Source organism: Lentzea rhizosphaerae (assembly GCF_042649515.1).
Lineage (GTDB): Bacteria > Actinomycetota > Actinomycetes > Mycobacteriales > Pseudonocardiaceae > Lentzea > Lentzea aerocolonigenes.
Genome location: NZ_JBHRZI010000015.1, coordinates 555,379 through 575,851 on the forward strand (window position 1 = coordinate 555,379; position 20,473 = coordinate 575,851).

The 20,473-nt window shown below is 68.0% G+C and carries 19 protein-coding genes, 1 tRNA gene and 1 riboswitch; of the genes, 4 read left to right on the plus strand and 16 right to left on the minus strand.

What is annotated here, in order from left to right:
- Positions 1-109: 109 nt before the first annotated feature.
- Positions 110-181: transfer RNA gene (locus ACFOWZ_RS19610), tRNA-Gln, on the minus strand.
- Positions 182-342: 161 nt separating this feature from the next.
- Entirely contained in the window at positions 343-1,080 is a 738-nt protein-coding gene (locus ACFOWZ_RS19615; protein ID WP_382374407.1) for an HAD family hydrolase, read from the minus strand.
- A gap of 382 nt (positions 1,081-1,462) precedes the next feature.
- Here ACFOWZ_RS19615 and ACFOWZ_RS19620 point away from each other — a divergent pair, with 382 nt between their 5' ends.
- Positions 1,463-2,719 carry an FAD-dependent oxidoreductase gene (locus ACFOWZ_RS19620; protein ID WP_382374409.1) on the plus strand — a complete coding sequence of 419 codons (1,257 nt, stop codon included), beginning with the start codon at positions 1,463-1,465 and terminating at the stop codon, positions 2,717-2,719.
- Positions 2,720-2,725: 6 nt separating this feature from the next.
- Here the strand turns inward: ACFOWZ_RS19620 and ACFOWZ_RS19625 are convergent, their stop codons facing one another.
- From ACFOWZ_RS19625 to ACFOWZ_RS19655, 7 genes are all read right to left on the minus strand, one after another.
- Positions 2,726-3,385: a LuxR C-terminal-related transcriptional regulator gene (locus tag ACFOWZ_RS19625; RefSeq protein WP_382374411.1), complete on the minus strand. Its 660-nt coding sequence runs from the start codon at positions 3,383-3,385 to the stop codon at positions 2,726-2,728.
- Positions 3,386-3,452: 67 nt separating this feature from the next.
- Entirely contained in the window at positions 3,453-4,211 is a 759-nt protein-coding gene (locus ACFOWZ_RS19630; protein ID WP_030467916.1) for a fumarylacetoacetate hydrolase family protein, read from the minus strand.
- Between the two features lie 9 nt (positions 4,212-4,220).
- Entirely contained in the window at positions 4,221-5,813 is a 1,593-nt protein-coding gene (gene cimA, locus ACFOWZ_RS19635; RefSeq protein WP_382374413.1) for a citramalate synthase, read from the minus strand.
- 240 nt (positions 5,814-6,053) lie between these two features.
- Entirely contained in the window at positions 6,054-6,392 is a 339-nt protein-coding gene (locus ACFOWZ_RS19640) for a hypothetical protein (protein ID WP_382374415.1), read from the minus strand.
- A gap of 19 nt (positions 6,393-6,411) precedes the next feature.
- Entirely contained in the window at positions 6,412-7,392 is a 981-nt protein-coding gene (locus ACFOWZ_RS19645) for an ABC transporter substrate-binding protein (protein WP_382374417.1), read from the minus strand.
- Positions 7,389-8,129: an ABC transporter ATP-binding protein gene (locus tag ACFOWZ_RS19650; protein ID WP_382374420.1), complete on the minus strand. Its 741-nt coding sequence runs from the start codon at positions 8,127-8,129 to the stop codon at positions 7,389-7,391. The genes ACFOWZ_RS19645 and ACFOWZ_RS19650 overlap by 4 nt, the downstream gene beginning before the upstream one ends.
- The gene (locus tag ACFOWZ_RS19655) at positions 8,129-9,151 is read right to left on the minus strand and encodes a FecCD family ABC transporter permease (RefSeq protein ID WP_382374422.1); all 1,023 of its coding nucleotides are present in this window, start codon (positions 9,149-9,151) and stop codon (positions 8,129-8,131) included. Before ACFOWZ_RS19655 ends, ACFOWZ_RS19650 begins: the two co-directional genes overlap by 1 nt.
- A gap of 35 nt (positions 9,152-9,186) precedes the next feature.
- Positions 9,187-9,320: riboswitch (cobalamin riboswitch) on the minus strand.
- 101 nt (positions 9,321-9,421) lie between these two features.
- Between ACFOWZ_RS19655 and ACFOWZ_RS19660 the strand changes: the two genes are divergently transcribed.
- A complete protein-coding gene (locus ACFOWZ_RS19660) occupies positions 9,422-9,862 on the plus strand; it encodes a hypothetical protein (protein WP_382374424.1) in 441 nt (146 codons plus the stop codon).
- Between the two features lie 3 nt (positions 9,863-9,865).
- On the opposite strand, the gene ACFOWZ_RS19665 is transcribed toward ACFOWZ_RS19660, so the two are convergent.
- The 4 genes from ACFOWZ_RS19665 to ACFOWZ_RS19680 form a co-directional block, all read right to left on the minus strand.
- Positions 9,866-10,393: a hypothetical protein gene (locus ACFOWZ_RS19665; protein WP_382374426.1), complete on the minus strand. Its 528-nt coding sequence runs from the start codon at positions 10,391-10,393 to the stop codon at positions 9,866-9,868.
- A gap of 81 nt (positions 10,394-10,474) precedes the next feature.
- Positions 10,475-11,869 (minus strand): putative T7SS-secreted protein, encoded by a 1,395-nt coding sequence (locus ACFOWZ_RS19670; RefSeq protein WP_382374428.1) that lies wholly within the window; start codon positions 11,867-11,869, stop codon positions 10,475-10,477.
- Positions 11,866-12,381, minus strand: coding sequence for a hypothetical protein (locus ACFOWZ_RS19675; RefSeq protein ID WP_382374430.1), 516 nt, complete (start codon positions 12,379-12,381; stop codon positions 11,866-11,868). The genes ACFOWZ_RS19670 and ACFOWZ_RS19675 overlap by 4 nt, the downstream gene beginning before the upstream one ends.
- On the minus strand, positions 12,378-12,761 hold the full coding sequence (locus ACFOWZ_RS19680) for an SseB family protein (RefSeq protein WP_382374432.1): 384 nt from the start codon (positions 12,759-12,761) through the stop codon (positions 12,378-12,380). Before ACFOWZ_RS19680 ends, ACFOWZ_RS19675 begins: the two co-directional genes overlap by 4 nt.
- 194 nt (positions 12,762-12,955) lie before the next feature.
- On the opposite strand from ACFOWZ_RS19680, the gene ACFOWZ_RS19685 reads away from it, so the two are divergent.
- Positions 12,956-13,375 carry a YciI family protein gene (locus ACFOWZ_RS19685; protein WP_382374434.1) on the plus strand — a complete coding sequence of 140 codons (420 nt, stop codon included), beginning with the start codon at positions 12,956-12,958 and terminating at the stop codon, positions 13,373-13,375.
- Between the two features lie 118 nt (positions 13,376-13,493).
- Entirely contained in the window at positions 13,494-13,727 is a 234-nt protein-coding gene (locus tag ACFOWZ_RS19690) for a hypothetical protein (protein ID WP_382374436.1), read from the plus strand.
- Positions 13,728-13,782: 55 nt separating this feature from the next.
- Here the strand turns inward: ACFOWZ_RS19690 and ACFOWZ_RS19695 are convergent, their stop codons facing one another.
- From ACFOWZ_RS19695 to serA, 3 genes are all read right to left on the minus strand, one after another.
- The gene (locus tag ACFOWZ_RS19695) at positions 13,783-14,820 is read right to left on the minus strand and encodes a 3-isopropylmalate dehydrogenase (protein ID WP_030467904.1); all 1,038 of its coding nucleotides are present in this window, start codon (positions 14,818-14,820) and stop codon (positions 13,783-13,785) included.
- A 323-nt stretch (positions 14,821-15,143) separates the two neighbouring features.
- Positions 15,144-18,413: a S8 family serine peptidase gene (locus ACFOWZ_RS19700; RefSeq protein WP_382375101.1), complete on the minus strand. Its 3,270-nt coding sequence runs from the start codon at positions 18,411-18,413 to the stop codon at positions 15,144-15,146.
- Between the two features lie 243 nt (positions 18,414-18,656).
- On the minus strand, positions 18,657-20,246 hold the full coding sequence (gene serA, locus ACFOWZ_RS19705) for a phosphoglycerate dehydrogenase (RefSeq protein WP_382374439.1): 1,590 nt from the start codon (positions 20,244-20,246) through the stop codon (positions 18,657-18,659).
- Positions 20,247-20,473 lie beyond the last annotated feature (227 nt).

Sequence of the window (20,473 nt, forward strand, 5' to 3'; positions counted from 1 at the left end):
TGAACCTTATCAGATCGTTCTGTCCGGTCCAAATCCGGCTATTCAGTTCTTCTTCTTGCTATTTTCAGCAGCTCCGGAAGCTTACCCGAGGGCAGTTCTTCCTTCGCAGCTGGGGTACCAGGACTCGAACCTAGACTAACTGAACCAGAATCAGTCGTGCTGCCAATTACACCATACCCCATTGGCTTTCACGATCGACTTCGTTGTCCCTGTGCTGTCTCTTGGGAGTTCCGAGGCCCTCGTTGCTGCCGGGAGAAATACTAGACCACGCCCCCACCAGAAGTGAAATCGGCCCCCACCCGCAGGCAAACACGCAGGTAGAGGCCGGTCTCGGGGTCTATCTCATGCGGTTGCGGCGGAGAGTTCGCACACGAGGAGCTCCGGCAGTTCCGCGAGCGACGTGATGGACGACAGGCCGGCGGGCAGCGTTCCCCCGGTCGGGCCCGTGCGGTTGATCCAAACGCCGTGCATCCCGGCGTCACGCGCGCCGATGGCGTCGGCGTGCAGCCTGTCTCCCACGTGGACGGTGTCGCCGGGCGGGACACCCAGGGCGAGGCAGGCCGTGTGGAAGATCACGCGCTCCGGCTTGGCGCAGCCGACCTCGCCTGCGATCAGGACTGCGTCGAAGTACTCGGAGAGGCCCAGCTGGGCGATCTTCACGCGCTGGTGACGGCCGGAGGCGTTGCTGATCGCGGCGATGGGCAGGCCTGTCGCACGCAGCCAGTCGAGCATCGGGATCACGTCGGGGAACAGGCACCAGCCCGCGGTGAGGACCTCCTGGCGGCCCAGCTCGCGGCGGGTGGCCTCCTCCAGGGTCAACTCCTCGCCCAACGCGGCGAAGAAGGCCTGGGTGCGGATGTTGCGCATCGACTCGTACTGGAGCTCGCCGGCGAGCTGGCGGGAGACGTGGTCGTCGGTGATTCGCTGCCACAACGACCAGGCGTCGGCGTTACCGACCATCGAGGCCAACGCGGCGCGCGAAGACGTGCTGTAGTCGACAAGTGTGTCGTCGACGTCCAGGCAGACAGCGCGGATCTCGCCGGTTCTCTTACGCGTGAAAGTCGGGGACGCAGTTGTCACCCCGGAAGGTTAGGTGCGAGGGGGCCTCGTCCGATTCGGCTAACGAGGTGATTCCTATAGGTCCTTGCACGATCAAGCGGACCTTGAGGCCCCGAACGAACCAGTGACGCTCGCCCAGGCGCCGATTGCAATCCCCCGGTCGAGTGTTGTTCGGCGACGCAACGACGCCTGCCCGAACGGGCTGTTCCGCGAGCGCGACACCTTAGCTCGCACAAGGACGTTCCGCATCTGCCGCAACCGTTTCGGGGCCTGGTTTCCCAGACCGTCTACAGAGTACTCGACCCTGCCCGGCGAGCCGCGTCACACGGAACTCGGCTTGACGCGTGTGGCGATCAAGAGCATGCTGAGTTTATTCAACAGTGGTTGAAAAGAGGGGATCGACATGGAGAGGACAACCTGCCTCGTCGTCGGAGGCGGACCTGCGGGGATGGTGCTGGGGCTGCTGCTGGCGCGCGGTGGTGTCGAGGTCACGGTGCTGGAGAAGCACGCCGACTTCCTGCGCGACTTCCGCGGCGACACGGTGCACGCTTCGACGCTCACACTGATGGACGAGCTGGGACTGGGGCCCGCGTTCGCACAGGTGCCGCACCAGGACATCGACAGGATGGAGGCGCTGCTCGACGGCAACGCCACGGCCACGATCGCCGACCTGAGGAAGCTCCCCGGCCCGAACAAGCGCATCGCGATGGTGCCGCAGTGGGACTTCCTCGACCTGCTGGCGGACGCGGGCAAGCTCGAACCGACGTTCACGCTGCGGATGAACACCGAGGTCACGGCGATCACCAGGAGCGGCAACAGGGTCACCGGCGTGAAGTACCGGGACCGGGTCGACGGGCACGAGGGCGAGATCGCGGCGGACCTCGTCGTCGCCGCGGACGGGCGCAGCTCGATCCTGCGCGACGCGGTGAACCTGCCCGTGTACAGCTTCGGCGCGCCGATGGACGTGTGGTGGTTCCGCTTGCCGCGCAACGAGGACGACCCGGTCAAGGGCGGCGGTGGCCGGTTCAGCGCGGGCAGTGCCATGGTCCTCATCCCGCGCGGCGAGTACTTCCAGTGCGCCTTCCTGATCCGCAAGGGCACGGACCAGAAGCTCCGCGCCGAGGGCGTCGAGAAGTTCCGGGAGCGCGTGGTCACGCTCGTCCCGTGGCTCGCCGACCGGGTGGACCACATCAAGTCCCTCGACGAGGCGAAGCTGCTGGACGTGAAGCTGGACCGGTTGCGGCGCTGGCACGTCGACGGTCTGCTGTGCATCGGTGACGCGGCGCACGCGATGTCGCCCGTCGGTGGCGTCGGCATCAACCTGGCCGTGCAGGACGCCGTGGCGGCCGCCAGGCTGCTCGCGAAGCCGTTGCGGCAGGGCACGGTCTCACCCGCGGCGCTCGCGAAGGTGCGCCGGCGGCGGTTGTTCCCGACCGTGGTGATCCAGACCCTGCAGCGGGTCATCCACCGGTTGTTCCTCGGCCGCAAGCTCAACAGCACGGAGACGGTCTCGAACCCCGGCGTGCCGCTGCCGCTCAGGCTCGCCCAGCGGTTCCCGTTCCTGCAGGTGGTGCCGGCGTACGTGATCGCGATCGGGCCGCGCCCGGAGCACGCGCCGGAGTTCGCCCGCCGAGCACCGCAGACCATCGCCAGGTCGTGACGACCACTAGGTCGTGACGAAGGCCTCGGAGGACTCGCCGAGCACCATCGCCACGGCGTGGGCGCGGTCCCGGGCGCCCAGCTTGCGCAGGATCGCCTTCACGTGGGTCTTCACGGTGTCGTTGCTGATGAAGAGCCGCTGGGCGATGCGCGCGTTGTCCATGCCCTTCGCCATCTCGGCCAGCACGTCGAACTCGCGCGCCGACAGCTGGGCGAGGGAGGCGGGCGGAGGCATCCGTGCCGGCAGACGTGCCAGCGACCCCACCCGTGCGTCGATCGTGGCGGGAGCACCCCGCACGGCGGCCGCGATCAGCGGCAGCAGCTCGGCCACGGGTGAGGTCTTGAGCAGGTAGGCCACCGCGCCGGCGTCGAGCGCCGCGCGGGCCCAGCTCGGACTGTCCGCATTGGACAGGACGACGACACGGGCGCTCGGCCGGTACTGCGCCGTGTCGCGCACGGTGCGCAGCGGACCGGCGCCCGGCACGTCGAAGTCCGTGACGACCAGGTCCACCGGTGTGCTGCGCAGACTGCGCGCGGCATCGGCCACGGTGTGGGCGATGCCCACAACGCGGAAGCAGTGCGTGCGGTGCAGCGAGAGCCGCAGTCCCTCGGTGAGGAGCTGCGAACCGTCGACCAGCAGCACACGGGTGGACGCCAGGTCCGTCATGACACCGGGAAGTTACTCGCGGGTACCCGAGTGCGTAACCTGCCGAACGCCGGATTGCTCCGTACGGCTACCTATTTGCGACCGGATTGGTGAGCGTGCCAAGGCCGTCCACAGTCACGGAAACGGTCTGTCCGGCCGTCATCGGCCCGACGCCCGCCGGGGTCCCGGTCAGGATGACGTCGCCGGGGAGCAGCGTCATGATCCCGGAGACGTACTCGATGAGCGACGGAATGTCGTGCACCATCAACGAAGTACGCCCGTCCTGCTTGACCTCCCCGTCGACCTCGGTGACGACGCGGACGTCGGACGGGTCGAACTCCGTCTCGATAAAGGGACCCATCGGGCAGAACGTGTCAAAACCCTTGGCACGCGTGAACTGCACGTCCTTCTTCTGCAGGTCGCGCGCGGTGACATCGTTGGCGATGGTGTACCCCATCACGACGCCCATCGCCTTGGCCTTCGAGACCTCGCGGCACGGCTGGCCGATGATGACGGCCAGCTCGCCCTCGAAGTCCACGCGCTCGGACGCGGCCGGGATCTTGATCTCGACGTTCGGGCCGATGACCGACGTGTTGGGCTTGAGGAACACCAACGGCTCGGCCGGCACCTCGTTGCCGAGCTCGGCGGCGTGGTCGGCGTAGTTGCGGCCGATGCCGATGATCTTGGTCGGCAGAATCGGCGCCAGCAGCCTGACGTCGGCCAGCGGCCACTTGCGGCCGGTGAACGTGGGCGTGCCGAAGGGGTGTTCGGCGATTTCCGCGGCCTCGTCGCCGTGAACGGCGACGAAAGCCACGCCTTGGGGGTGAGCAATCCGGGCGATACGCACGTTCCAACCTTAGACGGGCTTGGAACTCCGCATCGACTTGTGCACGAGCGCATCACACAGCGCGAGCCACGAGGCTTCGACGATGTTCCCGTGCACGCCCACGGTCGTCCACTCGCGCTCACCGTCGGTCGACTCGACGAGCACGCGCGTCACGGCGTCCGTGCCGGGGTGCTCGGTGAGGATGCGCACCTTGTAGTCGGCCAGCTCCACCGTGTCCAACCACGACAGGTGCGGCAGCAACGCCTTGCGCAGGGCCGCGTCCAGCGCGTGCACGGGACCGTTGCCCTCGGCGGTCGCGATGACCCGCTCCCCCGCCACGTGCACCTTCACCGTGGCCTCGGACACGATCTCACCGTCCGAGCGGTGGTCCAGCACGACCCGGTAGGACTCCAGCGTGAACGGAGGAGTGTCCAGTTGGGACAGCTCCGAGCGCAGCAGCAGTTCCATGGAGGCGTCGGCGGCCTCGAACGACCAGCCCTTCGCTTCCAGTTCCTTGACGCGCTTCAGCGCGCTGCCGACCTCGGTTGACCGGCCGGCCAGGTCGAGCCCGAACTCACGTCCCTTGAGTTCGATGCTCGCCCGGCCGGCCATCTCGGTGACCAGCACCCGCATGTCGTTGCCGACGATGTCCGGATCGATGTGGTTGTACAGCTCCGGATCCACCTTGATCGCGCTCGCGTGCAGACCCGCCTTGTGAGCGAATGCTGACGACCCGACGTAGGCCTGGTGGGTGTCGGGTGCGATGTTCGCGATCTCGGCCAACGCATGGGAGACACGGGTGAGCTCGGCCAGTGCCCCGGTCGGGAGCACGTCCACGCCGAGCTTGGTCACGAGGTTTCCCACGACGGCGAACAGGTCGGCGTTGCCTGCTCGCTCGCCGTATCCGTTGGCGGTGCACTGAACGTGCGTCGCGCCCGCCTGCACGGCCGCGATGGTGTTCGCCACGGCGCAGGACGTGTCGTCCTGGCAGTGGATGCCTACTCGGAAGCCGGTCTTCTTGACGACTTCCGCGACCGTCTCAGCGAGACCCAACGGCAGCTGACCACCGTTCGTGTCGCACAGCACGACGACGTCCGCGCCACCCTCCACAGCGGACTCCAGCACGCGCAGGCTGGTGTCCGGGGAGAACGCATATCCGTCGAAGAAGTGCTCGGCGTCGAGGAAGACGCGCCTTCCGTGGTCTTTGAGGAACCGGACGGTGTCGCGCACCATCCTGAGGTTCTCGTCGGTGTCCGTGCGCAACGCGCGTTCGATGTGCCTGAGGTCGGACTTGGCAACCAGCGTGATCACCGGCGCCTGGGAGTCCAGCAACGCCTTGACCTGCAGGTCCTCCTCGACCTTCACCCCTGCCTTGCGGGTCGCTCCGAACGCGACCAGCTTGGCGTGCTTGAGCTCCAGGTCACCGGCCGCGGCACGGGCGAAGAACTCCGTGTCCTTGGGCAGAGCGCCGGGCCAGCCGCCCTCGATGAACCCGACGCCGAGCCCGTCCAGCAGCCGCGCCACCGCGAGCTTGTCCGTGACGGAGTACGAAATGCCCTCACGTTGTGCGCCGTCGCGCAACGTCGTGTCGTAGACGTGGAACTCGTCGGTAGGGCCGGCCATCGGGGTCATCTCCTCATCCGGACAAACAAAAAGACCCCCCGCGGGATGCGAGAGGTCTGCGCGTCGGGTGCCAGGGGCGGCAACTACCCGACGCGCTCGTCGATAATGATGGCGAGGTGCTGAGCCATGTAGCGGATGCTGCCACAGCTCAGCACGACGTACCAAGCGCCGGGAGGAAATCTCCCACTATGTGGTTACGCTGAGTACTGCCGCACGCCTGGCAGTACTCAGCACGGCATCTCAGATGGACGAGAGGACGAACTTCCCGTCGCAGGGCTTGGCGGCCCGGTTCTGCACGGAGAGGAAGACTTCCCGGTCGACGGTGCCTCTCCGGTCGATCCACTGGAGGTGGTCATTGGCGTACAGGTCCAGGATGCAGGCGACGTCCGGCACCACGCCCGGTACGTAGGCGGTCTGCGGGGAGGCGGACATGCCGATGCCGAACCACTTCCCAGATCCGACTTCACCGATCCGCTCCGAGTGCTCGATCGGAGCCGAGCCGAGCAGAACGTCACCCTGACAGGCGATGGCGCCGACGTTCTTCACCTCGTAGGTCACGTTGAGGCCAGTGGCCCACATCACAAGCAGGGCCCCGAGGTCACGCAGAAGCCAGGTACTTCGCGAAGGCCTCGATCGACGCCGGGTTGCGCGGCGACTCGACCAGCGCCGCGTACGGAAGGGCGTAGAAGCGCTTGTTCCTGATCGCCGGGGAATTCGCGAGCGGCGCGAAGCCCTCCAGGAACTTCTGCTTCTGCTCAGGTGTGTTGAAGTCGCCGTCCGCGTAGTCGACGATCAGGACCACGTCGGGGTTGCGCTGCACGACGGCCTCCCAGTTGACCGTGGTCCAGCTGTCGTTGAGGTCGCCGAAGACGTTGTCGCCACCGGCCTTGCCGATGACGTCCTGCGGGGCCGCGTTCTTCCCGGACGTGAAGGGCTGGTCCTGGCCGCTGTCGTAGAGGAACACCTTCGGGCGCGGCTTGCCCTCCATGAGCTCGGCCGCGTTGTCGATCTGCTGCTGGTAGCCCTTGATGAGCTCCTCCGCCTTCGCCTCGACGCGGAAGATCTTCCCCAGATTGCGGAGATCCGTGTACAACGCGTCCAGGGCGGGCATGATGCCGCGCTGCTTGCCGACGCCGTTCCGGCACGCCTCGGTGAGCTGGTACGTGCCGATCCCGAGCTGCTTCAACGCGTCCGGTGTGAAACCGGTGCTCTCGCTGAAACCGTAGTTCCAGCCGGCGAAGACGAGGTCGGCGTTGGCGCCCTGCACGACCTCCTTGGAGATCTTGTCGGCGAGCTTGCGGGTGCTGTCGAAGTCGGCCTTCCACGGCGAGGTCTTGAGGTCGGCGGTGTTGTCGCCGTTCACGACGTACCCGGCCATGCGGTCCTTGAGACCCAGCGCGAACATCAGCTCGGTGATGCCGGTGTCGTTCGTGACCACTTTGGACGGAACCTCGTCGAACGTGACCTGCTGGCCGCAGTTCGTGACGGTGACCGGGTCGGTCTTCGAGGCGTCCTGCGCGACCGTGGCGCCACAGCCGGAGACGAGCAGCAGAGCGGCTGTGACGAGTGCGGTTCTCAAGGGGTGACCTCCTGGTCGAACAGGAGTTGCGGAACTCCCGTGGTGGGGTGCGTGACGACGTGTGCGGTGACGTGGAAGACCTTGGCGATCAGCTCGGGCACCAGGACTTCCTCCGGGGTGCCGCCCGCCACGAGACGTCCCTCGTCGAGGACGTGGAGCCGGTCGCAGAAGGACGCGGCCAGGTTCAGGTCGTGCAGGACGGTCAGCACCGTGACGCCCAGGCCTCGGGCGAGGGACAGCACCTCGAGCTGGTGACGGATGTCGAGGTGGTTCGTCGGCTCGTCCAGCACGAGGACCTTCGGCTCCTGGGCGATCGCCCTGGCGATCAGCACGCGCTGGCGCTCGCCGCCGGACAGGCTGAGGAAGCTGCGCTCGGCGAGGTGGGCGACGTCCACTGTGGCCAGTGCGTCCGCGACCACCCGACGGTCGCGGACTGGGTCGCGGTCGTGCGGCAGCCTGCCCATCTCCACGACCTCGCTGACCGTGAAGTCGAACTCGACCTGCGACTCCTGCGTGAGCGCGGCCAGATCGCGGGCGAGGTCGTGTCGCTTGTGGACGTTCTGGCCGTCGATCAGCACGGCGCCCGCGTCCGGCTTCAGCGCGCGGTAGACGCAGCGCAGCGTGGTCGACTTGCCGCTGCCGTTCGGGCCGACGATGCCGACGACCTCGTTGTCGGCGTGCAGCGTGATGTCCTCGACGATGCCGCGGACGGTGACCTGGTCGACCTCGACGCGCATCAGCGTCCTCCGAACACGTAGGCCCTGCGGCGCATGAGGAAGATGAAGCACGGCACCCCGATCGCGGCCGTGATGACGCCGAGCGGCAGTTCCTCCGGTGCCGCGAGCATCCGGGCGGCGACGTCCACCCACACCAGGAAGCTCGCTCCGGCGAGAGGCGCGAGCGGCAGGACCCTGCGGTGGTCGGCGCCGACGACCATGCGCGTCAGGTGCGGCAGCATCAGCCCGACGAACCCGACGGCCCCGCTGACCGCCACCAGCACGCCGGTGATGCCCGCGGTGACGACGAACAGGTGCGTGCGGAACCGGTTGACCGCCACGCCGAGCGTGGTCGCGGTCTCGTCGCCCATCGCCAGCGCGTTGAGCTGCCGCGCCCTGGACATCAGGTAGACGATCCCGGCCGCGGTCACCACCGTGGCGACGGGCAACGACTGCCAGTTCGCTCCGCCGAGGCTGCCGAGCAACCAGAACATGGCGCTGCGGGCCGCCTCACCGTGCGGTGCCTGGAACACCAGCAGCATCGCCACGGCGGAGAACCCGTACGCGAGCGCGGTTCCGGTCAGCACCAGCCGCAACGGTGTGAGCCCGCCGCTCGTGCGCGCGGTGAGGTAGACCAGCGCCGTGGCACCGAGTCCGGTCAGGAAAGCTCCGGTCGAGAGCGCGTACACACCGAGCCCCTGGAGGACACCGAGCGTCGCCACCGCCGTCGCACCGACGCTCGCGCCGGACGAGATGCCGAGGACGTACGGGTCCGCGAGGGCGTTGCGGACCATCGCCTGGATCGCGACGCCGACCGCGCTCAGCCCGGCACCGACTACCGCGGCGAGCAGCACGCGGGGCAGCCGGATGTCCCAGACGATGTGGTACTGCCCGGCGAGGTCCGCCGGGATCGTGCCGCCGGTGACGGCCGCGTGCAGCAGTTCCAGGGTGAGGCCGAACGGCACGGAGACAGGTCCGAGGGAGACGCCCGCGACGACGCTGACGGCGAGCACGCCGACGAGCGCGCTGATCTTCCCGATCACTTGGTCCCTTCCCGCAGTCCACGGCAGGAGTCGGAGGTTCTCTTCAGCCGTGTGCGGGTATTCGGGCTCGCCCTCGTGGAGGACCTACCGTTGCGGGTCAGCGCCGGACTTCGACCGGACTTCCCCCGTGCACGACGAGCTCACCCTAACCCACGAGCCACTCCACAAAATCGGGCGGAGACGCGTCTGACAGACATGGACCTGGGCGACCGAAGACGACAGCGGCGTGAGCGACTGCGGAAGGAGTACGGCACGGCGAAGGTGTCTCAGGTGGACGACAACACCATCGCCCTCATCGCGTTCGTCGCGCTCCTCCTCGGCATCCTGGGCGGCTTCGTCCTGCAGCAGCAGCTCGCCGGCGCGCTGAACCAGGCCTTTTGCACGCCGGCGTCGTGCCAGGTGCTGCCGCAGGCGCTGACCGGCTGGGCGATCGCGGTGACGCCGCTGCCGGTGTTCCTCTGGCACCGCAACGCGGCGTTCTACCTCGGCATGTTCCTGGTCGGCGTGATGGGCACGTTCTTCATCACAGCGGCCCAGGGTGGCACCGCCGACGGACTCTGGCTGCTGCCGCTCGTCTACTTCGTGGTTGGGCTGCTGTTCGTGCCGTTCAGCCTCTGGATCTCGCGCCTGGCCGCACCGGGGTGGCGTGCCGCGGCGGTCGCCGGCCAGCACTGGATGCTGCTGATCTCCTTCGTCCTGTGGCTGGCCTGATCGTCAGAGGACACCTCCCGCACCGAACTCCGGCTCGAAGCGGCGGAAGTACTCCATGCAGTTCGCCATCTGGTGCTCGACGAGGCCGAACTTCGGTGTGTCGTCAGGACCGAGCATCGCGAGCACGTCGACGGACTCGGTCGCCTTCTCGCCGGGGACGAGCACCTCCGCCCGGTCGCCGGGAAAGACGGACACCTTGTGGCCGACGTGCCACACGTCCCGCCGCGAGCCCTTCACCAGGACCTTCCACGGTGGATCGTGCTGCTCCCGGTCCTCCAGCTCGACACGGATCTTGAGCAGGGCGTCGAACACGGACTCGCCGGTGGACATCTTGCGGCCGAACGGGCCGTAGACGGCCATCGTGATCTCTTTCACCGTCCGGGCCTGCCACACGACCCGGCCGACCCAGAGCTGTTCCTTGCCGGAGGCGGGATCCTTGCCGTGGAGGGGGATGTTCCGCGACACCGGCGGGAACTCGCCGCCCTTCGTCCACTCGGGGAGCTCCTCCACCGGCTGCTGGGGAGGTGACATCTGTCGCTGCGGCGGACGCATCGGGTGCTGCGGACGCATAGGCGGTTGCTGGGGGTGCATCGGTACGAACTCCTGGGTGCGTCAGGCGTGCTTGGCCATGATGTCGCGCATCTGCTGCCGGTAGCTGTTCATCACTTCCCGCTGCCTGAACGCTTCGTCGGGACGGAGGTCGCCCAGGCCGCTCTCGATCCGACCGACCAGGTCCTTGAGGTAGAAGTAGTCGCTCTTGTCGGGTTCCGGCAGGTGTTCCGGTTCCCGGACCCTGGGTTGCTCGTCCGGCTCGCGCTTCGGTTCCTCCGCCGGCGAGTCGGGCTCGCGGTGCTCGGAGGGGGCGTCGGGCTGGTCCGGGTCCGTCTTCTGCGGACCGAACGGTTCGTCGCCGTGGTGCGGGTTGTACTCCGCCGTGTGCGACGAGGGCTCGTAGTCCTCCCGCAACCACGGCGGCCTGCCGTCGTCGACGTGCCTGCCGAGCCTGGTGGCGGCCTGCTCGGTCGCCTCCCGCGCGGCGGCCTCCGCCGCCTCGCGGGCAATCGCCTTCTCCGCCGTGCCGGCCAGACCGGCGCCGTCCGTCGCGATGCCGATCGCGATGTCACCGACCAGCTGGCCCGCCGCGCCGAACGGGTCCTTCTTCCACTCCTCGAAGTTGAGGATGCCCTTCACGGCCTCTGCCGGGTGCGTGACCATGTGCACCATGCCCGAGGCCTGCTTCATCATGTTGGCCGCGTACTCGCCGGGATGCGCCACGTTGTACGGGTCGAGCGGGTTCCCTGCTCGGATCAACGTCACCAGGCTGGTCACGGACCTGCCCAGGCCGTCGCCGAACTTCTCCACCTGCTCGGACATCTTCTCGAACGTGTCCTCGGCCGTCGCCACGAACTTGGAGAGGAAGCCTGGTTCCTCCGGTGCCTTGTCCTTCGACTTGTCGATCACCGAGGCGGCTTGCGCGGCCGCGTCCTTCACCGCCTTCCGCGCGTCGGCGAGGATCCGTTCGGCCTCTTCCCGCTTGGCTTTTCCCGGATCGCTGAACGGCGCGAGCGGACCCGGTGCGGCACCACCGTTCGCGAACGCGTCCAGCGAGGCCTTCTCGTGTTGCGCCGACGCGGCGTCGTACTCCTTCTCAGCCGCCCGCGTCTCCGCCTTCGACTCGTTGTAGATGCGGATCGCCTCGGCGGCATCGCGCTGGGCGCGCTCGACCGCACCCTTGTACGTCGTCAGCGCGTCCACCGCCGGACCGAACGCCTCCGCCGCGTCACGCCACCTCGGAGTCTCCTTGGCGAAGTAGCCGCCGAACTTCTCGGCCGCCTGCCCCGTCCAGTGGCCGACGTCCAGTTTGGACACTCCGGCGTACGCCTCCTGGCAGGCGGTCGAGAGCTTGCGCAACCCGTTCGCGGTCTCCTCGAGGGTCGCGACATTGCCGGGGACGAGCTCCTTGGGATCGTCGGTGTCACCGAGCTCGCTGCGGCCGAAGAAGCTCACGAGCGGTCACCGGCCTTCTTGAACGAGGTCTCCTCGCCGAGGATGTCCTTGACCGACGAGTCCCACGCGTCCGCGGCGCCCTTGGTGGCCTTGTCCCACTGCTCACCCGGCGTGGTCTGGTTCAGGCCGGACTTGGCCAGGTCCTCCCAGGACTGTTTGGTCGGGTCGTCGTGGGAGTTCGGGTTGCCGAGCAGGAGCTGGAACGCCTCCTTGACCTTGTCCTCCGCCTGCTCGTACACGCTCTTGGTGTCGGTGAGCGCGGACACCATCTCCGTGCCTTCCTTCACCAGGTGCCGCAGGCCCCAGCGCCACCGGTCGAAGAACTCCTCCAGCGCATCGGCGAGCACCTCGTCACCGCACTCGTCCTGGCCGGGGCAGAGCATCCCGAAGGTGCTGGTGGTGGACGCGAGGTGGCCACCGTCCGGCGCGATCTCCTTCAGCGCGGCAACCGTGTCGTTGATGCCCTTGATCGCCTGCCCCATCGCGGTGAGGTCGACGCCGAAGCCGGTCACGCGTCCACCGCCACGTCGTCGGCGACGATGCCGCGCACCGGAGGCAGAGTCATCATGTGCCCGGTCCCGTTGTCGAAGACGACACCGGTGGGCTTCGGCAACGCGCGCAGGTAGTGGTCGAGCAGCCGTTCACCGGTGACTGCCAGGTAGCCGACATCGATGCTCTCGCGCCTGGCCTCGAGGTGTTGCCGCAACAGCTCGGGACTGGAGAAGGCGGCGAGCCAGCTCAGTCCCTCGATCGTGATCACCGGCAGCGACAGCGGATCGATCCGCTGCAGGTAGACCGTGCTCTTCCGGAAGGCTTCGACGAACGCCTCCGGCTCCCCCTCGCCGTTGCGGTAGCGCCGTGCGTGCTCCACCGCCGGGTTTTCGTTGTGCATGCCTCTCCCGTTCTGACCAATCCCCCCAGATCGGCAGAGCGGTACGTTACCGAGGACTCACCGTCCGTGTCGGACGGACGTTAAAAAAAGATCTTCGGAAAATGTTCTGCGGTCGTGTCGATCCCCCGCCGGCCCCGTTCGACCTGTGGATGCCGAGGGGCTGAGGAGCCCCGCACAGACACGGGAGACACACCATGAAGTTCATGCTGATCTGGCGCGCGACCGACGAGGCCTGGGCGAACCTGGGCGACGTGGACTTCGACAAGATGATGGAGCTCACCGGCCAGTTCAACGAGGAGATGATCCGCGCGGGCGTGCTGCTGGCCGCCGAGGGCCTCGACGACCCGGCGCAGGGTGTCGTCGTCGACTACTCCTGCGAACCGCCGCTCGTCACGGACGGGCCGTACGGCGAGGCCAAGGAGCTGTTCAACGGCTTCTACATCATCAACGTCTCCTCGAAGGAGGAGGCGGTCGAGTGGGCCAAGCGCGCCCCGATCAGGGCGGCCGGGTTCAAGACCGAGATCCGCAGGGTGCCGACGATCGACGAGTTCCCGCAGGACAACGTGTGGATCCAGAAGGAGCGCGCGTGGCGTGAGGCGCACGGCCAGCTCTGAAACGCACGCGGGGCCCTTTCGTGCTCTCCGAGAGTACGAAAGCTCCCCGCGTACTTCGAAAATTCAGCCGGCGCGAACGTTCGAGGACACCAGAGCGGCGCGGGATCTGATCACCTCGGTGGACGAGGACCCGGAGATCCTGGCCGCCCTGCGGGACGTGCGGGCGGCCGACTGGATGGCTCTTCCGGTGTGGGCTCGCAATCCGGCGTACCGGCTGGCCTGCCTGCAGCGGCCGGACGACCCGGAGCTGCTGCGCGAGGCAGCGGCCGACCTCCTCAGTTTCGGTCCCGACCGGGACGAGACCGCGGAGGAGTTGAAGCCGCGCGCCACGCGGTTGGAACAGTCCCCGTAGACGGCTCGGCTCCCGGCACCACGCAGGTGCCGGGAGCCGGAACAGCCGAGAACGCTCAGCCCGTGCGGACGTTCGACGACACGAGAGCGGCGAGCCTGTCACCGATCGCGTAGGTCGCGCCCGGCGACTGGTGGTCGCGGGTCGCGAGGTCGAACGCAACGGAGGCCTCGATCCGGCGCGACGCCTCGTGCTCGCCGAGGTGGTCGAGCAGCAGCGCCACGGACAGCACGGCGGCCGTCGGGTCCGCGATGCCCTGGCCCGCGATGTCGGGTGCCGAGCCGTGCACCGGCTCGAACATCGACGGGTTGCGGCGCGTCACGTCCAGGTTTCCCGACGCGGCCAGGCCGATGCCACCCGTGACGGCGGCGGCGAGGTCGGTCAGGATGTCGCCGAACAGGTTGTCCGTCACGATCACGTCGTAGCGGCCGGGGTCGGTGACCATGTGGATCGTGGCCGCGTCGACGTGCTGGTACGCCACGGTCACGTCCGGGTGCTGGAGCGAGACCTCCTCGACGACGCGCGACCACAACGAGCCGGCGTGCGTGAGGACGTTCGTCTTGTGCACCAGCGTCAGGTGGCGGCGCTGGCGGTTCGACGCGCGGGCGAAGGCGTCGCGGACAACGCGCTCCACGCCGAACGACGTGTTGAGCGAGACCTCGGTGGCGATCTCGTGCGGGGTGTCCTTGCGGAGCAGTCCGCCGTTGCCCGCGTACGGGCCCTCGGTGCCCTCGCGGACCACCACCATGTCGATCTCCGGCGGGTCCGCGAGCGGGCTGCGGACGCCGGGGTAGAGACGAGCAGGGCGGAGGTTCACGTGGTGGTCGAGTTCGAAGCGCAGGCGCAGCAACAGCCCCCGCTCCAGAATTCCGCTCGGCACCGACGGGTCGCCCACCGCGCCGAGCAGGATCGCGTCGTGCTGGCGAAGCTCTCCCAGCACCGACTCGGGCAACAACTCTCCCGTGGCGTGCCAGCGCGCCGCGCCGAGGTCGTAGCGAGTGATCTCGGCCGCCGGAACGACCTCGCCGAGGACCTTCAGGGCCTCAGCGATGACCTCGGGCCCGATCCCGTCTCCTGGGATCACTGCGAGCCGCATCCACACACCTCCCAGGTGTCCGTCCCCAATTAGTGGGACTACTTTCCTTCGCGAAAGGCTACCGGCATCGCCGCCACTCGCCGCATGCCGGACACCCCTTCGGGGTGGTTTCTCCCGTACTGCGGGACACCCACACGGCCCATTCCGCACTTTCGGGTGTCACTCGACCGCAGTACAGCTGTCGCGTCAAGGGGTGACACCCCTGCTCACACCAGAAGGGGCCTGGGTTCCGCGTGCGGAATCCAGGCCCCTTCTACGAGCACGCGGGGACCTTTCGTTCGCTCCATGTGAACGAAAGGTCCCCGCGTGCAGTCAAACCGGAACTAGTAGGCCGAGCTCCGGCCCGACCGGACCAGGACGACCGACGCGCGGTCGCCGTTGGCGTTGTGGTGGTTGAGGACCAGCAGGCCCTCGGACTTGTCGGCCTTCAGCGCCGCCTCGTCCTTGTTCACCACGAGCGCGGTGCCCGGCTTCGCGACGTACGAGAGCGCCGCGTCGCCACCGCCCTGCGCCCACAGACCCGGCTTGAGCGGGTCGTAGGACAGGTTGCGGTCGATGACGTCGACCAGCTTGTTCGCGTTGCCCGGCGCCACGTAGAAGCCACCGGTGCCCACGACGTACGAGATCCGCGCCGAGTCCTTCGACGGGTCGATGCCCAGTGCCGTGAGCAGCACCGGCAGGACCACGACGTTGGTGTCGGACGTGTTCGCGTCGACGTCGCCGAACAGGCCGTTGACGCCCTGGATGTCGACCGTCTCACCCGTCTTGAGGTCGACCGTGGACGCGACCAGCAGGTCGGTGTCGGTCAGGCGGGTGGCGAACGTCTCGAAGTCCGCGGTGCCGTCGCCGTTGGTGTCGATGTCGACGAACGGAACCGTGTTCTTGCCGAGGTTGTACCAGTTGCCCCACGTCGCGACACCGAACGCGAGCAGCGACTCCTCGGGCTTGCCCTGGGCCTTCGCGAGCGGGGCCGTGGAGGCCGCGCCGACGTAGCGCAGGTCGCCGCCCTTGGCGGTCTCGTTGAGCGCGCAGTTCTCGGTGACGTTGCGGCGGCAGTCGCGCAGCTTCGGCGACTGGGCCTGCAGCTCGAGAACGCTGATCAGCGAGCGGTAGGCCTGCGAGCCCGTGCCCTGGTCGACGCCGCGGCCGGTCAGGTTCAACACGGCCTGCTTGTCGTTGCCGCGGAACTTCAGCGTGGAGGCGGTGTTGATGTCCGCCACCGGCTTCGGCGCCGAGTACACCGACAGGCGCAGCGGCACCGTCGCACCCGCGGTCGGCGTGAGGGTCACGCGACCGGACGCGTCCGCGAGGAACTGCCGCGGCACGTCGAGCTGCGTCGGCTCGACGGTCGAGTCGACCGTCTTGCGCAGCGCCTTCGGGTCGTCGATCTTCAGCGTCACCTTGACGCGGGCGACGCCGCGCGGGCTCAGCTTCACCTTGTCCTGCGAGAGCACGTAGCTCACGCCGGGGATCGACGTGGCGGCGGTGTAGCCGACCTTGTACTCCACGGCCTTCGTCGACTTGTTGACGATCTTGATCGTCTTGGTCTTCGAGACCGGCTTCGAGACCTCGACGACGCCGAAGTTCGCGCTCACGTAGCCGGGGTCGTCCTCGACGTAGGCCAGGACCTGGTTGTCGATGGCGGCCTTGCCGTCCACGCGGCCGGTGCCGACGCGGTTGGGAGCGTAGGTCTTGCCGTTCTCCTTCACGTCCGCGCCGGACGTGTTCATGATCGCGGCCTTGACCTCTTCCAGCGACCAGTCCGGGTGCGTCTGGCGCACCAGGGCGGCGATGCCGGCGACGTGCGGGGACGCCATCGACGTACCGGAGATCACCAGGCGGTCGTTGCCGGAACCGACGGCCGTCGACGAGATCGTGTCACCGGGCGCCGCGACGTCCGGCTTGATCGAGCCGTTGCGCGTGCCGCGGCTCGTGAACGAGCTCGGCGTGTCCGAAATGGACTGGTCGTAGGTCGGCACCGTGGTGCGCAGGGCACCCGCGAGGCGGACGGTCAGCGTGCCCGCGTCCAGCAGCGGGCGCACCTGGTTGGTGGCGTCGCCGGTGAACTGGAACACCGGGATGGTCGCGTTGCCCGCGATGCCCGCGTTGAAGTTGTTCAAAGTGGACGAAAGCACCACGCCCTGGGCACCGGCGGCCTGCGCGTTGTTGGTGCGGCCACCCGAACCACAACGGCGCGTCGCGTCGTTGTCGTCCCACTCGAGCCACACGAACTTGCCCGCGAGGTTCTCGGTGATCGCCTGGCAGCCGTCGAGGTTGCCCGCCTGGGTGAGCTTCACGACCGGCAGGGTCTTGTCGTAGCCGATGTAACCGGTGAAGTTCTGGCTGTACTGACCCGGCTTGACCTGGCCGCCTGCCTCGGCACCGTCGCGCAGCACGAACGAGTCGCGCGTCGACGCCACCGTCAGCGCCTCGGGCGTGTTGCCCGGCGAACCGCCGATGTCGTAGAGGTCGCCACCGTTGCCCGCGGAGAAGACCGGCATGACGCCGACCTTGTACAGCTTCTTGACGAAGAGGCTGTCGGGGTCGTCCGGGGCGCCGTAGTCGGAGCCGAGCGACAGGTTGACCACGTCGAGGTGGTCGGAGAAGTCGCCGTCACCGTCGGGGTCGAGCGCCCAGTCGAGCGCCTGCGAGGTGACGTTCGTCGAGCCCTCGCAACCGAAGACCTTCAGCGCGTAGATGAGGGCCTTCGGCGCGGTGCCGGGGCCGATCTTCATCGCGTTGAGGGCTTCCGGCGTGAGCTTGGTGTAGTCGCCCTTGAACGTGCTGCCGTCGGCGTTCTCACCGAAACCGGCGGTGGTGCCGGCGACGTGCGAGCCGTGGCCGTCGCAGTCGATGGGGTTCGGGTCCGGCTTCGGCGTGTTGACCGCCGGGTCGGTGCTCGACCCGTCGTAGTCCTCACCCACGAAGTCGTAACCGCCGACGACCTTCGCGGTCGGGAAGTTCGGGTCCTTCGCGCGCGGGTCGACGGCCTTGAACGCCGCGACGGTGCCGGGACCGCCGAAGTTCGCGTGCGTGTAGTCGACGCCGGTGTCGATGATGCCGACCCGCACGTCGTCGCCGAGCTTGCCGTACTGCTGCCAGACGTTGAGCGTCCTGGTGAGCTGGACGGCGTTGGAGTTCTGGCGCGTCTTCGGCACGACCGGGTAGACGGCGAGAACGTCCTGGCGCTGGGCCAGTTCACGCACCTTCTGCGCGTCGGCGTTCACGACGACGCCGGGAACGCCGTTGGACGTGCGGTACAGCTCCTTGGTGGCGGTGTCCGCCGTCTTGAGCTGGCCGACGACCTGGTCGACCGTCGCCGACACGTCGTTCTTCGCCTGCTTGGCGGCCTGCTTCGCTACTTCCTTGCCCTGGCTCTTCTTCTCGTCGAACGCGTCGACGGCCGGCTTGCGGTCGAGCGCGACGAACGCGGTGACCTTGCCGTTCTGGTTCAGCCTGGGAGAAACCTTGAGCTGCAACGCTTTCGCGTCCAGCCCGTGTGCACCCTTGACCGGCTGCGCGAGCGGTTCGCTCTGCGCCTGTGCCGTGGCGGGTGCGATCAGCAGTGTGGTGATGGCAGAGAACACCACCAGACTCGATCGTCTCTTCACAACGTTGCCCCAACCGAGGTGTGTGCTTCCGACCCGAATGCAAAATGTGCCGCGCCCTCTACGGCACCGGGCCAACCTCGTGGCGACGCTAATCGCTGATCGTGTGTCTGCGACTGCCCCGAAAGTATGAATATGTTCTACAGATAGTTGCCTGTTACGACTTCGTTGTGAACGACGATGTAACCGGGAGGGGGACTTTGCCGCCCCCGTCCCGGTTTGTCGTGACTATCCGAAGTCGACAGAGCGGACCGTGCGCGCTCCCACGGCGGCACCGATCGGGTCGAGCACGGCGGTGTCGACCGGGCGGTCCACCCGCAGCACCATCACGGCGTCGCTGCCGGTCTGGCTGATCTGCGCGGCCTCGATGTTCACGCCGGCCTCGCCGAGCAGCGTGCCGACCGTGCCCATGACACCCGGACGATCCGGGTACTCCAGCAGCAGCACGGTTCCTTCGGCCCGAAGGTCGAAGTTGCGGCCGTTGATGTTCACCAGCTTCTCGACCTGGGCGATGCCGCTGATGGTGCCGGACACGCTGTTGGAGCTGCCGTCCGCCTGCACGGCCTTGACCGTGACGAGGCTGCGGTGGTTCGGGCTCTCGGTCTCCTTGACCAGGTCCACGTTCACGCCGAGGTCCGCGGCGAGCTGCGGGGCGTTGACGAACGTCACCTGCGACTCGACGACCTTGGAGAAGACCCCGCGCAGCGCCGCGAGCGGGAGCACCTGGACGTCCTCATTGGACAGCTCGCCGCGCACCTCGACCGTGACGCTGGTCGGCGCCTTCGGCGACAGTGCACTGAGGACGGTGCCGAGCTTCTGCACGAGCGGCAGGTACGGGCGCACCTCCTCGCCGACCGCACCGCCCTGGACGTTCACGGCGTCCGGCACGAAGTCACCGGCGAGCGCGAGGACGACGCTCTTCGCGACGTCGGTGCCCGCGCGGTCCTGCGCCTCGCTGGTCGACGCGCCCAGGTGCGGGGTGACGACGATGCCCGGAACGTTGAACAGCGGGTTCTCGGTGGTCGGCTCGGTCGAGAAGACGTCGATGCCGGCACCGCCGACCTGGCCCTCCCGGACCGCCTCGGCAAGCGCTTCCTCGTCGATGAGGCCACCGCGGGCGGCGTTGACGATGATGACGCCCCGCTTGGCCTTCGCGAGCTGCTCGGCGCCGATGAGGCCCTTGGTCTCCGGCGTCTTCGGCAGGTGGATGCTGATGGCGTCCGCGCGCTCGAGGAGCTCCTCCAGCGTCACGAGCTCGATGCCGAGCTGTGCGGCGCGCTGAGCGGACACGTACGGGTCGTACGCGATGAGCGTCGTGCCGAACGCGGCGATGCGCTGCGCGAACAGCTGACCGATCTTGCCGAGACCCACCACGCCGACCGTCTTGCCGTTGAGCTCGACGCCGTTGAACTTGCTGCGCTTCCACTCGTGGTTCTGCAGCGTCTCGTGCGCCGCCGGGATCTGGCGGGCGACGCTGAGCAGGAGCGCGACGGCGTGCTCGGCCGCGCTGACGATGTTGGACGTCGGCGCGTTGACCACCATCACGCCGTTCGCGGTGGCCGCCGGAACCTCGACGTTGTCCAGGCCGACACCGGCGCGGGCCACGACCTTGAGCTTGCGGGTGGCGGCGAAGACCTCGGCGTTGACCTGGGTGGCGGACCTGACGAGCAGGGCGTCCGCGTCCTGCACGGCCTCGAGGAGGGCCGCGCGGTCGGTGCCGTCTACGTGGCGCACTTCGACGCCGTCGCCGAGAGCGTCCAGAACGGACGGCGCGAGCTTCTCGGCGATGAGGACAACGGGTCGGCTCGTGTTGCTCACGGACATCGCTCCCAGGAAGGGTCGGATCGTGGGGCGCGGGCGTGGTCGGGGGCGGCTGGCCCGCGCCGACCGGGCACCGCAATGTGTCCGGACTGTTAACGAGCATAGACAGGGGGCTTGCCCTGGCCTGTGGCGGGTGGCTCAGGTCACTGCCGGTGTCCTGCGAGATGGGACGGTGTTTGCGCTGGTTCTCACCTCGGCCCGCGTACTTGTTTGGCGGGGAAAGC